Here is a 13,801-nt window from a genome sequence, read left to right on the forward strand (position 1 = left end):
TTCAATTTAACTCATAAAGACAAAGGTATTATTAAGGTCTCTGATATAAATTTCAGCAGACACTGGTATTGCTTTAAAGCTATACAGAGCGCAGAATAATGTGATTTCTGTATTGCAGTTAATTAAAGTATAATATATAAAAAATTCTAAAGGACTAATATGCATTCCCTCTATCCAGCAATTAAACCTTATGCCCAACATGAGATAATGGTAAGCAAACCCCATGTACTCTATCTTGAAGAAACAGGTAATCCGGAAGGAATTCCTGTGATCGTTCTTCATCCAGGACCTGGGGCGGAAGCAGACCCACATCTAAGACGTTTTTTTGATCCCCAACGTTATCGAATCATCTTGTTTGACCAACGAGGTTGTGGACGTTCTACTCCCCATCTTGAAATTAAAGAAAATACTACGCCTTTACTCCTGGATGATATTGATGCAATCAGAGATTTCCTGGGACTATCCGAGTTTGTCCTTTGCGGTGGTGGCTGGGGCTCATTATTAGCATTACTTTATGCCCAAAAATACCCCCAACAAATTAAAGCATTGCTGCTGCATCAAATCTTTTTAGGCAGACAACAGGATATTGATTGGTTTTATAAACAGGGCGCCAGCCTGGTTTACCCTGATTACTGGCAGGAATTTATTAGTCTGGTTCCAGAAAACATGCTTCATAACGTTCCTCAATTTTATGCAGATTGCCTGCAAGGTTCCAATGATCTCATTCGAATGAGTGCAGCAAAGAACTGGGCACTATGGCAAGCTCGATGCAGCAGTTTACAACCGCATCTCTACGTCATTGACCAATACAGCGATCCTCATTTTGCCCTTGCCCTTGCTACACTGGAATCACATTTCATCAATAATCATTATTTTATCGAAGAAAATCAGGTTATGGCTCAAGTGAATAAAATCAGACACATTCCCACTTATATTGTCCATGGACGATTTGATCTGGTGAGCCCATTAGCCAGTGCCTGGGAGCTTCATCAGGCAATTCCCGCATCAAATCTTAGAATTGTTCGCGATGCAGGTCATTCTGACAGAGAGTCTGGAATAATTGATGCTCTGATTTATGCAACTAAAGAGATTTCGAAACAGGGATTGGATGCATGTTAACGGTAATCCAACGTGTTACTGAGGCGCGAGTTGAAGTTGACAAAACTACGGTAGGTAAAATAGATCACGGATTGATGATCCTTTGCGGATTCGAACCTGATGATACTGAGAGTCAGTTAAAACGTATGATCGATAAGTGCATCAACTACCGTATTTTTGATGATGGTCAGGGCAAAATGAATTTAAGTCTGAAAGAAGTCAATGGAGGGCTTTTATTAGTACCGCAATTTACTTTAATGGCAGATACTCAAAAAGGCCTCCGACCAAGCTTTTCAAATGCTGCACCGCCTGAACTGGGACGACAACTTTTTGATCAATTATTGAACATGGCTCATCAGGCCTATCCCAAGACAGAATGTGGATCTTTTGGAGCCAACATGCAGGTTCATTTGTGTAACGATGGGCCGGTTACCTTTTTAATGAAGTTTTAAATCCTATCAAGATAATTCAGACATCAAACACGATTAGACCATCCAGGTTTAATCTTATTGGACTGATGAACTTCTTATCGCAAGAGCTGTTTGCAAGAATCATAAACTGGTGTAACATCGATTTAAGTATCTAATAATTAGAAAAAAATTATGCGCTTAATTGTAACATTTGCAACTATGGTCAGTTCTTTATTGTTAACAGGATGTGCTCATAAAGGGACTAATCCCATAGACCCATATGAGCCATTTAATCGCAAAGTTCATAACTTTAATATGGCTTTTGATGCGACCATGTTAAAACCCCCAACAAAACTTTATGTTGCTGTGGTACCTGCAGTAGTTCGTAAAGGGGTTAATAATGCATTTAATAATCTCGATATGATACCGACTGTTGCAAACGATATCTTGCAAGCTAAAGGAAAATGGGCAATCAGGGACTCTTGGCGTTTTGTCCTTAACTCGACCCTTGGTGTGGTTGGGATATTTGATGTGGCCAATAAATTCGGACTACCCCCTCATTATAATGATTTAGGGCTTACATTTGCCAAGTGGGGAGATAAAAAATCACCCTATATTGTCATACCCTTCATAGGTCCCAGTACAATCAGAGATGGCTCGGGATGGCTGTTCCAATTCGCTCTCTGGAGTCCTTACGTTTATATGAACAATGATGCTCTTGCCTTTGGATTGATCGGGTTAAGATATGTTGACTTGCGTTCACAACTTTTTGAAACAGAACGTTTAATGAATGAAGCATTAGATCAATATTCATTTATTCGTGATGCCTATTTACAGCATAGAAGTTATCTCATTAGTGGAGCGGCACAAGACAATGGTTCTCTCTATGCCCAGGATGTTCAGCCAGATGAATCAGCTGCGGCCAACGATTATGTAGATGAATAAATCCTGAAAATCAGCACCATGCCACAATTTTGCATGGTGCAGATTTTTTTGATGGATGCTCGGAAACTACTGAAATTTCTCTCAAACAAATGGGACTAGTTACATTAATTTCGGTCAGATCATAGCCGTCAAATCAAAAGTAGCCCGGATGAAGCATAGCGAAATCCGGGACGCCTATGCGAAGCATAGTACCTTTTAATCGGTGCCCGCTTCGCGGGACTTCCCGGATTACGCGCTGCGCACTTCATTCGCGCTACAAATAAAAAGTAGCCCGGATGAAGCATAGCGAAATCCGGGAAGCCTATGCGAAGCAAAGTACATTTTAATCGGTACCCGCTTCGCGGGATTTCCCGGATTACGCGCTGCGCACTTCATCCGCGCTACTTTTGACCAGTATGGGTCTAGATCTAACCTACTTGCGTTCTATATCCCATCCCATATACAGCAATTATTGCTGATGTAGCTTCTCAAGGCTGCGAAGAAAATCTCCCGCAATATCCAATCCAGTTTCTGCTGAAATTTCTCTCAAACAAGTAGGACTAGTTACATTAATTTCGGTCAGATAATCGCCAATCACATCGATACCAACAAAGTACAAACCTTTAGCCTTGAGCACAGGGCCAATCTGCTCACATATCCAGCGATCTCGTGCTGTGATAGGAACAACTTCTCCTCGGGCTCCAGCCGCCAAATTACCTCTTAACTCACCTTGAGCCGGAATTCGCGCTAAAGCATAGGGAACGGGTTCACCATTAATCACAAGAATCCGCTTATCTCCAGTAGTCACTATTTCAGGAATATAACATTGTGCCATGATGCAATTGCTTTGCCCGTGAGTTAATACTTCCAGAATAACCGATAAATTTCTTCCTTGCTCATCCACATGAAATACGGAGCTTCCCCCCATTCCTTCCAATGGTTTAAAAATAACGTTTTTATGTTTTTGCCAAAATGCTTTTAATCGTTTGATGTCTCTGGACACCAAGGTAACAGGACAACACTGAGGAAAATTCAAAGTAAAAAACTTCTCATTGGCATCACGCAAACTTTGAGGTTTATTAGCAACCAAAACGCCCTCACGTTCTGCAAGTTCCAATGCGTATGTGGTATAAATGTATTCCAAATCAAAAGGAGGGTCTTTGCGCATAAGTAGTATATCAAAATCGCTTAACGGTTTTTCACCTAAATCCTTTATTTCTGCCCATTCAGAACTGTGTACATCTCCTATGCTGATCTCATGAACATGAGCATAAGCATGCCCTGCACTGCAAAACAAATCTTCCTGGGTAAAATAAACACAGGACCAGCCCATAGCCTTAGCGCTGGATATCATCGCAATAGTTGTATCTTTATAAGGTTTCAATCGATGCAAGGGATCCATTAATACAGCAAGTCTCATTATTCACCTCCAATGGCTCTAATTTCTCTTGCGGCAGCAAGAGCTGCCAAACGAGCAATCACCCCATACACATAGAAACGATTGGGACAATCAACTACTTCCAATTCGTCACATGGCATATTACAGGCTTGAGCAAAAGCAAGCGGTTCAAAATGCATTCCTGGAGCATTCAGATTTTCATCAATTCCACGTCCCTGATGAACTCTGTAAAACCCTCCAACAACAAACTGCCCAATCATGTAAACCACAGGTTCAGCTACTGCTCCATTCGGCATGGTTTCAAAGGTATAGACCCCTTCCTGGATAATTACTCTATCGACCTTTCGACTTCCTTTACTGCTGGACATCCGGGTACGCTGCTTTCTATTTAATTGTCTGATCTCATTAGCATCATGAACCATCATCACGCTCATACCGTACGTACCATTATCTGCCTTAACTACAGCAAATGGTTTTTCTTTGATTCCATAAACAGCATATTTATCGGCAACCAAACCAAGAATTTTATCGACCTCCAGTGCTAGTTGTTCAACTCCTTCCTGGGCCATAAAATCGACTCCATCAATGGCACTGAAATAAGGGTTGATCAGCCAGGAATCAATATCAACCAGTTCAGCAAATTCTCTGGCTACTTCATCAAAAAATTGAAAATGGCTTGATTTCAAGCGAGATGCCCAACCTAATTTAGCAGTAGGTCGAATGCGTTGCTCCAATCCCTCCAAGAGTTCGGGCACGCCTGATGACAAATCATTATTTAACAATAAAAAACAGGGATTAAAATCATCCAGCCCTACTCGATCACCTTGTCTTCGCAAAGGTTCAATTAATAAACTTTCACCGTGTTCAAGCAATACTTCTGTTGGATTTTTTATTTCAGGATCCAAACTTCCAATACGGACTATAAATCCTGCTTTAATAAAGATAGTACGTAAGACATTTAAACTCTGTAGATAAAATTTATTCCGAGTGTGGCTTTCAGGTAAAATCAAAATTTTAGTACAGTCTGGAATATACTCAATCAATACCGATTGCGCAGCCTGCACACATAAAGGAAGAAAATCAGGATTAAGATTATTAAATCCAGCAGGGAATAAATTAGTATCTACCGGAGCCAGTTTAAATCCTGCATGTCGTAAATCTACCGATGAGGTTAATGGTGCCGGAGTCTCTTTCCATTTTTGCCTGAACCAGGCTTCGATTGGAGCAACATGATTTAATAGTATTTTTTCTACATGATATAAAGGACCCGAATGAGCCGTAGTCAGATGTGGCACCGGTATTTCATTAGCGTTCATGCTTGTTCTCTAAATTTGGGAATGGCCTGATGTTACCCTATGTTAATGATAAAATGAAAGATAAAGTCATGCTTTCATCACCCGAATTCTTGACGCAATCATCTAATTATAGATAAATAAATTAATTTAGGGTCTGCTGAGAATCCCCTTTTTCAAACACCCGCAAACACCCAGATACTGTGAACTTTATCCGTGAAAGTCCCTCACTTTATAAAAATGCACATTGATTAATTGAGTACTTGAATGTCATAATTCTTATTCTATCTTATTAATGCGCATACCATTTTATGGATAAATTGAACTCCTTAAAAGCACTCATGCTTCTCATCGTTTTAGGTTTTATTTGGGGGTCAGGTTACTCATTAGCTAAATTTGCCATGACCAATGGAGTATCCCCACTCGGTTATGCATTCTGGCAATCCTTAGGTCCGGCTATACTGTTATCCTGTATTTGTATTGCCACAGGAAAATTCTCATTGTTTAACCGATCCTATTACGCCTATTTTTTTATTTGTGGGTTAATAGGAATCGCCATTCCAAACACCAATATGTATTTCATTGCCAGTCATATTCCTGCGGGATTACTCGCAGTACTCGTTAATACTGTTCCCCTCCTAGTATATCCATTAGCCCTGTTGACGGGTCAAGAGAAATTGGATGGTTGGCGATTTGTTGCATTATTATTTGGCATGACAGGAATTCTTTTTATCATTGGAATTAATACCACAGGTTTATATTCTGGTTGGACTTTATTAGCACTGTTAAGTCCATTAGGATTTGCTCTTTGCTCCATATACATAGGAATAAAACAACCTAAAGGAATAAACTCGCTTCAAGCCGCAAGCGGCATGCTTCTAGCAGCCTCACTCCTGCTGATTCCCCTTGTTGTTTCCCAAGATGCTTTTTACTCTCTTTCAGGCCCATTTACCTTTGTTAAACAGATTATCGTTTTGGAAATTATATTATCCAGCCTGGGTTATTTACTTTTTTTCACTCTCATCCGTATAGCAGGCCCTGTATTTTATAGTTTAACCGGAGGTGTAGTTGCCTTAACGGGATTATTCTGGGGGTATCTGATGTTCGATGAAACACCTACACCAATACAAAGCCTGGCTGTTGTTTTAGTAATTTCCGCAATTTTTCTGTTATCATGGCGTCAATCAATACACATAAAAGGATCCTGATTCATGATTGGTGAACTGGCAAAACAATTCAGTACACAATTAGAAACCTTTTTTTATTTAATTGCCCTAATTAATGGAATTTTACACTTTATCTTTGCAGGCGCCGTAGCACGAGATGCTGGTAATTTACACAGACTTGGTCAAAAGCCGGTTTTAGTATCTGCACCGACCTGGGCATTTGCAACTCTAATAGGTGGAGTCCTAACCGCTACAATTTATTGGTTTCTTCACCATTCAACATTAACCCGACCGTCAATGAGAGAAATTCGTTATGACAAAGCATGATATTAAAACTATAGATGTTCATGAGCTAAAAAATAGAATAGATGCTCAATCGGACTTATGTTTAATTGATGTCCGAGAGATTGATGAGTGGCAGGATATTCGTATCCCTGGTGCGCTGCATATACCCAAAGATGAAATTACTATCAAAATTAAAGATTCCATGGCGGATAAATCTAAACCCATATATTTACATTGCCGAGGCGGTGTCCGCTCTTTATATGCAGCTCAATGCCTAATGGATATAGGTTATCAAGAGGTTTATTCAGTAGATGGTGGCATCATGGAGTGGGCAATGTTTGGTTATCCAATTGAACAGTGATAAAAACGCTGTATCAGCTCTAACCTAGACCCGAAGCGAAGCCTCAGTGGCAGTTCATTGAGTATATACATTCAAAAGTATTGAGTACTCCAGTTTGCTCAGGTAATTCAATCAGGTTGTCCAGGGGACAAACAATATCTGCGTTCTGCTCACCTTTTAAAGATGCACATTGATTTATCATAATTTGCATGATTTATTAGATCGTCATCCTCTCGAAAGCAAGGATGACGCATTAAAGGTGTGGATCACTAAGGTTCAAGCCGCGTCACTTAAGAGGTAATGAACAATAATCAACAGCCCATCACTCCAAGATACTAACTTAGCCCATTCGATGTAGACGATGTTTCAGCGGAATGAGTTGTATCTTTAGCATGTGCTTTATCTGCTCTTTCTTTAGAAGCTTTTGAACTACTTCCTCCAAACATAGTGGCACTGGATTTGGCGGGGCTTGCAGTTTGTTCTTTTTTACTTGCTGCAGCATCTATTAGACTTAGGCGCAGGTTCGTTTCTTTTGATATTAAATCCTTTAAATCATCCTCAACTTTATATCCTTTAATTTCAAAAGGTTGATACGGCAGATAGCCTCTTCTGCAATCTCCAGCAACATAAATATTATCAGATAAAAATTTCACTAGACTTTGATACATATCAACTAAATCAATCTCGCCTGGAGTATTTGTTTTTGTTAAATTTAGAGATACTCCTAAATATCGTTTCATTGAACTATTATCAGAACTTAATACAAAAGAATATATTCCACCGTAAGTTCCGACTATTTTTTCATAAATATAAAATGCTAATGTATTCAACACTCGAGCTGCTTCAACTTTATCCTCATGCTTTTCAAGGAGTTCTATAGTTTTTAATAACAGTTGGGATTGAACTCTTCTTTCTTCAGGAAGGATTTGTGTTGCTTCCCATAATTTATCAGGATCAATTTTATAGTTTTTATCATGATCTCGAATTAATGATCCTATGCTTTCTCTAATGCTGGTTTTTAATATTTCAAATGCTACTAATTCAAAAGACATCTTAATTTCTCCTTAAACTCCATTAACAGGATTAGTGAATCACTTTCACCGAAAATCAGTTTAAACTAATTAATTATTTTCGTCATGTGTTTTCTTTTTACTAACTACTTAAATTTCAACCGTTTGATTTTTATAATAAAAAAAGTTCTATATTTCATTTATATATTGCATTATGACGCATTTTTACGGTAATTTAACCAGGAATTTAATTTTTAGCAGTCATTAAAATGATAAAAATCCTCTGCAGTTTTCTGTTGATTTTATGTACATTTATTGGATATGCTCATAACACTCAACCCAAACTAATTGTACAAATTGTAGTTGACCAATTACGCGGTGATTTATTACATTATCACCAGCATCAATTTGGCCCCGATGGTTTTAATTACCTGCTAAGCCATGGAATTGACTTTCAAAACGCACATCATCCTCACGCCAACACTACAACCTGTGCGGGTCATGCAACTATTGCGACCGGTAGTTATCCTTCAATACATGGAGTCGTTGATAATGAATGGTTTGACAGAAAATCCAAGGGTATTATCTATTGCATGGAAGATTTGAATACCACGATATTACCTACTGTACATACCAAAACACCAATACCGGGACGATCGCCTAAACAGTTGCAAGGTACGACTTTGGGCGATGAAATGAGTCTCGCTAAAAAAGGAAAAGTGTTTGCTGTCTCATTAAAAGATCGCTCAGCGATAACGATGGCGGGGCATTCTGGTAAAGCTTTTTGGTTTGACAAGATCAATGGTGGATTTGTTTCCAGCAGTTACTATTATTCCAGTTATCCACAATGGGTTCAACAATGGAATAAAAACTATAAACCTGAATCATTCGACTGGACTCTCAGCCAACCCATAGCTCAATATCAAAACAGGACTACACAACCATTTAAACAAAATTATGGCGACTTCAACCAAACATTCCCGCATCATGTCACGAATCCACCATCCGAATCCTATTTCAAAGGCTTATCCAGAACACCTAAAGCAGATCAATTAACCGCTGACTTTGCAGAACAACTGTTGGTAAATGAACAATTAGGAAAATCAAACAATCAAACGGATTATCTTGCAATCAGTTTTTCAGCAGTGGATGGCATAGGCCATCAATTCGGTCCCAACAGTCTTGAAGCAGAAGATAATTTATTGCAACTGGACAAGACGATGAGTCACTTATTATCCGAACTTGATAGGCAGGTAGGACTTGAGAATATTCTGATTATACTAACTGCAGATCATGGAGTAAGTGACAGTCCTTCTTATCTTAAAGCACATGATATCCCACAAGCTGTCCCTGTAGATATTGAGGCATTAGAGCAGTTCATAAGGCAGACATTACTCAAAGAATACCAGCTTCCTGAGCAGGCATTAATGTCAATCACCCCACCCTATGTATATCTCGATCATCAAATCATCACTGAACACAAACTCAGTGTGTCTGCCGTCAGCAGGTTTATAGCCAATGCATTAATCCAGAAACCCGGCATATATAAAGCATATCCATTACCCATTACCGATATTGAAAAAGATTGGCTCAGTGCGAAGGTTGATCGTATGGCCTATCCCTATCGATCTGGGGATGTATACTTGATTCAACCGCCTTATCAATCACATCTTGATAAAAAAGAAGATAAAGTATCCCATGGCACGCCATGGCAATACGATAGTTATGTACCTTTATTGTTCGTTAATCCAAACTTTAAACCTAAACTGATTTCACGACCAGTGTACACAACAGACATAGCCCCTACTTTATCGGCTTTATTACTTATTAAACCACCTTCCGGATCTGTTGGTGTCCCGCTAAATGAAGTATTAGAGGTTTTTTAATACAGCATTTAAATCAGACTATAATAGCTTAAAGATTAACGTATTTTGATTACAAGAGTAACATCTCAATTGCCCCAGAGCACGTCATCCCGAATGTAATGAGGGATCTCCTGAATGTGGCTCTGTGCCTGTATTTGGAGATCCTTCACTGCGTTCAGGATGACGAAACAAGCATATGTCATCCCGATTGAAATGAGGGATCTCCTTAACATGGTGCGGTGCTTGCATTTAGAGAACCTTCACTGCGTTCAGGATGGCGAAATTCCCGTGTTCATTGAGAAGTGGCCAGAAAAAGGACTGGTATGAAGTACAGTTAATCAGTATTTAAATTTTATGAATATCACATTTTCTAGCTCATATCAGATGAAACCCAGATAAATATGAGTTGATACGCATGAAAACACCTATATTCAATTGAATTTAACGCAAAATAGCTTTACTATTTGCTCAAAATTTCTAACGATATCATTATGACTAAGCAAGCTATAATTATTGGAATTTCCGGCCCATCAGCCTCAGGTAAAAGTCTTTTAGCAAATACTATTGTGAGTGAACTCGGTTCAGAGCAAGTAGTCGTTATTTCTGAAGACGCCTATTATAAAGATAATGGCCATATGCCTTTTGCTGAGCGTGAAAAAATAAATTATGATCACCCCGATTCATTCGATCATGCTCTACTTTGCGACCATCTACGTCAGTTAAGGAATGGTAAATCCGTCGATATTCCGATCTATTCCCATTCGAAACATCTGCGTTTATCTGAAACCAGAGCGGTTGGTCAGCATGCGATCATTGTTTTAGAGGGCATTTTGCTGTTCAGCGATAAAGCCCTTAGAGAAATCATGGACATTCGCATCTTTATGTCCACACCCCTTGATGTCTGCCTCACTCGCCGCTTGAAAAGAGATGTTGTTGAGCGCCATCGATCTTTTGAGTCAGTACTTCATCAGTATGAAACAACCGTTCGACCAATGTACCTGCAATTTATAGAGCCATCGAGCCGTTATGCAGATATCATTGTACCTCGTGGTGGTGAAAATCGAATTGCAATAGAGATGATTCAAGCAAAAATGCGTGAATTACTCGCATCACATACTACTAAAAAAGAGTAAGAGGAAGGAGAATACTGTGGGATTTTTATCTGGGAAAAAAGCATTAATTATCGGTTTGGCAAGTAATCGCTCCATTGCATACGGAATTGCTAAAGCATTTCATGCCCAAGGTGCTGAACTGGCCTTTACCTATCAAAATGAAAAATTACAGTCTCGTGTTGAAAACATGGCAGCAGAATTTAATTCTACTTTAACATTCCCATGTGACGTAGCCCGTGATGAAGACATCAACGCCCTGTTTAGCAATCTGAGAACACATTGGGATAAACTCGATATACTGATTCATTCTGTAGCCTATGCTCCTGCAGATCAAATCAGTGGTGATTTTATTGAATGCTCTAATAGAGAAGGATTTAGAATAGCCCACGACATCAGTGCATACAGCTTGGTAGGATTAGCTCAGGCAGCCTTACCCATGATGGAAGAAACACAAGGTTCGATATTAACTTTAAGTTATTACGGAGCTGAAAAAGCGGTACCCAACTATAATGTCATGGGTATAGCAAAAGCAAGCCTGGAAGCAGCAGTACGTTATCTGGCAGCAAGTCTGGGTCCAAGAGGATTAAGAATAAACGCCATATCTGCAGGACCAATTAAGACACTTGCCGCGGCGGGCATCAAAGATTTTCGTAAAATTCAGGCAGCTTATGCAAACATTACTCCACTGCAACGAAACGTAACTGCAGATGAAGTAGGAAATACAGCAGCATTTCTTTGTTCTGACTTAGCATCTGGAATAACTGGTGAAGTAGTTCATGTGGACGCAGGTTATCATGCTGTTTCGACTATGAGCGAGTTAGGCTAACTGCTCATTGTAATTGGCCTGGCACATTAAATTTTGAAGCAGAGTTAACACGATTTTTACAGTAAGTCAGGCGCAATTCCTTTTAAGAGCAAAATTATAACCAGTTAAAAGAGGTGACTCATTTATTTAAGGGACCATACAAGGTTCCTTAAATACTCTATTGATGATCTGATTTATAACATGATTCCGCGCATAAAGCGCGGAACATAGACTTTAGAACATTAGAAAACAACCACTGGGAATGTTAGAAACGTTACAATTTAGGATCCATATGAAAAACTTCTACTTTCATCTTGTTCCATTTCTTGCTCTTGTTCTTTTATAGCTTTGGCATCATCTAATTTCATTTGGTTCATTACATTTCTCATACATTGCGTTAGGCTTACATTGGATTGCATCACTGTAAATTGCTGCAATTCTTCTGAGAATTGTTCCAATGACAACAGATCCGGATCTTCAAGCTTCTCAACCAGTTCCATGCCACTAAAATAAACTTCTTTGAATTCCTCCACCGGCATTTCAACTTGTGTAGCCAATTGTTGAAATTCTTCAGCAGAAGGTTTAGTACCTTTAAAAGCAAATGATGTTGCAAGTGCAACATAGACTCCAGTAACGAACGAATCTAATTTAATATCTTTATCAGCGGAATTATGGATAAATTTCATCAGTTTAGGACTCGAATTCATCAACCTTCCAACATTTGAATTTATAAATTGTTGGTTTTGCAACAAGCTTCTCAGTCCTTCTTGTGGAGACCGTATTATGGCCACTGTCAACAAACATGTAGCGAGTGCTACCGTGCCTTTCATTACCATCGGGTTTTCCTCAAGTAGCCTCTGCCCATTAGGACTTTGTTCTATAGATTTTGCGATAGCAGAAGCCGCTTTACCACTCAGCAAACCATATATACTGAATGAGGATTTGCTCAATATTTGTTTAAAATCGAGGGATCCCGATTGTAACTTAGCAATTGATTCAACGATGCCCTTATTAATACCATCAATAAATGCATCTACAAGCAAAGAATTTCCCTGGTTTATAGTATCCCCTAGAAGTCCTTTAAATGCATATCCTCCTACATTAGATGTTAAAGCTGCTTTTCCCTTTATCACCTGTTCGGCCACAATTTTTGAAGTTGCTTTCACAGCAGCATTGATATCTGTCGGTGTTAAAGTATTTGCGACAGATTTTAAAGCTACTTCCTCGTTGGCATTAATATCAGACTCTGACTTGGTTTCTGTTACCGAACGTAGTAAATCACTAACTGTCCTAACATAATCAGTAATATAATCAACTGTAGATTTATAAACATGATACATTACTTGCTTTCCAGCTGGAGTTGGGGCATGTACCATCACTGGTTGAATCGGTGGCATATTTACAGCAACATAAGGGTAAGATCCAGGCATATTGTGCATTCGATTTAAAATCTCTTCGCCACTTGGATTGCCCTGTTTCATTATTGACATTGCTCCTGGGATCAATGGATTTTGTACACTAAAGGCGACTTGTTCCTGAGCAAGTTCTCTTAGATTGTATGGCATAATAAAATCTCCTCATTAGTTATGATTCAATTATGACCATATTGTCTTATACAGGCGTTAATAATATATACATATTGTATATATATTATTCATAAAATGATTATTGATCGTAATGGTAATCAGATTACATTAATACCAAGCGTAAATTTGGGCTAAAAACACTAAATGCAATTTGACATGATCTGTGAAAAAAATGAGTCCAGAATGGCATAAGAAACTCGAATACAACTATTAGTGGAACTGACGCTGTCCTAATCTTCTGATTGATCTACCCTACAAAAAATCTAAAATGAGGTGTAAACCGCAACGTTTAAAAGAAAATGAATCTTAAAAATTATAAAACACTAGCATTAATCCTGGAATTACCTAAATGGATTCAAACAGTTCTACGCCAGTTCTCAATTAACCACATTAAAATGATCTTCATGAGAACTATTTTTTAATTTTTTCTTCAGTTCATTAATATCATCAGGTACAGGTAATAAATGATTAAAACCCTTGAAGGTAATAAAGGACGTTAATAGGATAGT

At 38.7% G+C, this 13,801-nt stretch carries 13 protein-coding genes; 9 read left to right on the forward strand and 4 right to left on the reverse strand.

Going from position 1 to position 13,801, the window contains the following annotated elements; translation table 11 throughout:
- Window positions 1-159 precede the first annotated feature (159 nt).
- The 3 genes from pip to IZU94_RS03865 all read left to right on the forward strand — a co-directional run bounded on the left by pip (window position 160) and on the right by IZU94_RS03865 (window position 2,453).
- Window positions 160-1,119 carry a prolyl aminopeptidase gene (pip, locus tag IZU94_RS03855; RefSeq protein WP_203108189.1) on the forward strand — a complete coding sequence of 320 codons (960 nt, stop codon included), beginning with the start codon at window positions 160-162 and terminating at the stop codon, window positions 1,117-1,119.
- Entirely contained in the window at window positions 1,113-1,550 is a 438-nt protein-coding gene (gene dtd / locus IZU94_RS03860; protein ID WP_203108191.1) for a D-aminoacyl-tRNA deacylase, read from the forward strand. The genes pip and dtd overlap by 7 nt, the downstream gene beginning before the upstream one ends.
- Before the next feature lie 150 nt (window positions 1,551-1,700).
- Window positions 1,701-2,453 (forward strand): MlaA family lipoprotein, encoded by a 753-nt coding sequence (locus IZU94_RS03865; protein ID WP_203108193.1) that lies wholly within the window; start codon window positions 1,701-1,703, stop codon window positions 2,451-2,453.
- Between the two features lie 448 nt (window positions 2,454-2,901).
- Here the strand turns inward: IZU94_RS03865 and gshB are convergent, their stop codons facing one another.
- Window positions 2,902-3,852, reverse strand: coding sequence for a glutathione synthase (gshB, locus tag IZU94_RS03870; RefSeq protein ID WP_203108195.1), 951 nt, complete (start codon window positions 3,850-3,852; stop codon window positions 2,902-2,904).
- On the reverse strand, window positions 3,852-5,147 hold the full coding sequence (gshA, locus tag IZU94_RS03875; RefSeq protein WP_203108197.1) for a glutamate--cysteine ligase: 1,296 nt from the start codon (window positions 5,145-5,147) through the stop codon (window positions 3,852-3,854). Before gshA ends, gshB begins: the two co-directional genes overlap by 1 nt.
- 296 nt (window positions 5,148-5,443) lie before the next feature.
- Here gshA and IZU94_RS03880 point away from each other — a divergent pair, with 296 nt between their 5' ends.
- From IZU94_RS03880 to IZU94_RS03890, 3 genes are read left to right on the forward strand one after another with little or no spacing between them, the layout of a single operon-like run.
- A complete protein-coding gene (locus tag IZU94_RS03880) occupies window positions 5,444-6,331 on the forward strand; it encodes a DMT family transporter (protein WP_439649219.1) in 888 nt (295 codons plus the stop codon).
- A gap of 3 nt (window positions 6,332-6,334) precedes the next feature.
- Window positions 6,335-6,616 (forward strand): hypothetical protein, encoded by a 282-nt coding sequence (locus IZU94_RS03885; protein ID WP_203108201.1) that lies wholly within the window; start codon window positions 6,335-6,337, stop codon window positions 6,614-6,616.
- Complete coding sequence (locus tag IZU94_RS03890; RefSeq protein ID WP_203108203.1) at window positions 6,603-6,935, forward strand: rhodanese-like domain-containing protein; 333 nt, start codon at window positions 6,603-6,605, stop codon at window positions 6,933-6,935. The genes IZU94_RS03885 and IZU94_RS03890 overlap by 14 nt, the downstream gene beginning before the upstream one ends.
- Before the next feature lie 314 nt (window positions 6,936-7,249).
- On the opposite strand, the gene IZU94_RS03895 is transcribed toward IZU94_RS03890, so the two are convergent.
- The gene (locus IZU94_RS03895; protein ID WP_203108205.1) at window positions 7,250-7,966 is read right to left on the reverse strand and encodes a hypothetical protein; all 717 of its coding nucleotides are present in this window, start codon (window positions 7,964-7,966) and stop codon (window positions 7,250-7,252) included.
- 227 nt (window positions 7,967-8,193) lie between these two features.
- Between IZU94_RS03895 and IZU94_RS03900 the strand changes: the two genes are divergently transcribed.
- The 3 genes from IZU94_RS03900 (at window position 8,194) to IZU94_RS03910 (ending at window position 11,727) form a co-directional block, all read left to right on the forward strand.
- Window positions 8,194-9,810 carry an alkaline phosphatase family protein gene (locus IZU94_RS03900; RefSeq protein ID WP_203108207.1) on the forward strand — a complete coding sequence of 539 codons (1,617 nt, stop codon included), beginning with the start codon at window positions 8,194-8,196 and terminating at the stop codon, window positions 9,808-9,810.
- Between the two features lie 470 nt (window positions 9,811-10,280).
- Entirely contained in the window at window positions 10,281-10,922 is a 642-nt protein-coding gene (udk, locus tag IZU94_RS03905) for a uridine kinase (protein ID WP_203108209.1), read from the forward strand.
- A gap of 16 nt (window positions 10,923-10,938) precedes the next feature.
- On the forward strand, window positions 10,939-11,727 hold the full coding sequence (locus tag IZU94_RS03910) for an enoyl-ACP reductase FabI (RefSeq protein WP_203108211.1): 789 nt from the start codon (window positions 10,939-10,941) through the stop codon (window positions 11,725-11,727).
- A gap of 260 nt (window positions 11,728-11,987) precedes the next feature.
- Here the strand turns inward: IZU94_RS03910 and IZU94_RS03915 are convergent, their stop codons facing one another.
- On the reverse strand, window positions 11,988-13,271 hold the full coding sequence (locus IZU94_RS03915) for a hypothetical protein (protein WP_203108213.1): 1,284 nt from the start codon (window positions 13,269-13,271) through the stop codon (window positions 11,988-11,990).
- Window positions 13,272-13,801: the final 530 nt, after the last annotated feature.

It is taken from the genome of Legionella bononiensis (assembly GCF_016786215.1).
GTDB lineage: Bacteria > Pseudomonadota > Gammaproteobacteria > Legionellales > Legionellaceae > Legionella > Legionella bononiensis.

What these genes read in the sequence shown, in the direction of transcription:
- dtd (WP_203108191.1), top strand. Translation starts at nt 1,113, where the DNA reads ATGTTAACGGTAATCCAACGTGTTACTGAGGCGCGAGTTGAAGTTGAC.
- IZU94_RS03895 (WP_203108205.1), bottom strand. Translation starts at nt 7,966, where the DNA reads ATGTCTTTTGAATTAGTAGCATTTGAAATATTAAAAACCAGCATTAGA.
- IZU94_RS03915 (WP_203108213.1), bottom strand. Translation starts at nt 13,271, where the DNA reads ATGCCATACAATCTAAGAGAACTTGCTCAGGAACAAGTCGCCTTTAGT.
- IZU94_RS03885 (WP_203108201.1), top strand. Translation starts at nt 6,335, where the DNA reads ATGATTGGTGAACTGGCAAAACAATTCAGTACACAATTAGAAACCTTT.
- gshA (WP_203108197.1), bottom strand. Translation starts at nt 5,147, where the DNA reads ATGAACGCTAATGAAATACCGGTGCCACATCTGACTACGGCTCATTCG.
- IZU94_RS03865 (WP_203108193.1), top strand. Translation starts at nt 1,701, where the DNA reads ATGCGCTTAATTGTAACATTTGCAACTATGGTCAGTTCTTTATTGTTA.
- IZU94_RS03900 (WP_203108207.1), top strand. Translation starts at nt 8,194, where the DNA reads ATGATAAAAATCCTCTGCAGTTTTCTGTTGATTTTATGTACATTTATT.
- pip (WP_203108189.1), top strand. Translation starts at nt 160, where the DNA reads ATGCATTCCCTCTATCCAGCAATTAAACCTTATGCCCAACATGAGATA.
- udk (WP_203108209.1), top strand. Translation starts at nt 10,281, where the DNA reads ATGACTAAGCAAGCTATAATTATTGGAATTTCCGGCCCATCAGCCTCA.
- IZU94_RS03890 (WP_203108203.1), top strand. Translation starts at nt 6,603, where the DNA reads ATGACAAAGCATGATATTAAAACTATAGATGTTCATGAGCTAAAAAAT.
- gshB (WP_203108195.1), bottom strand. Translation starts at nt 3,852, where the DNA reads ATGAGACTTGCTGTATTAATGGATCCCTTGCATCGATTGAAACCTTAT.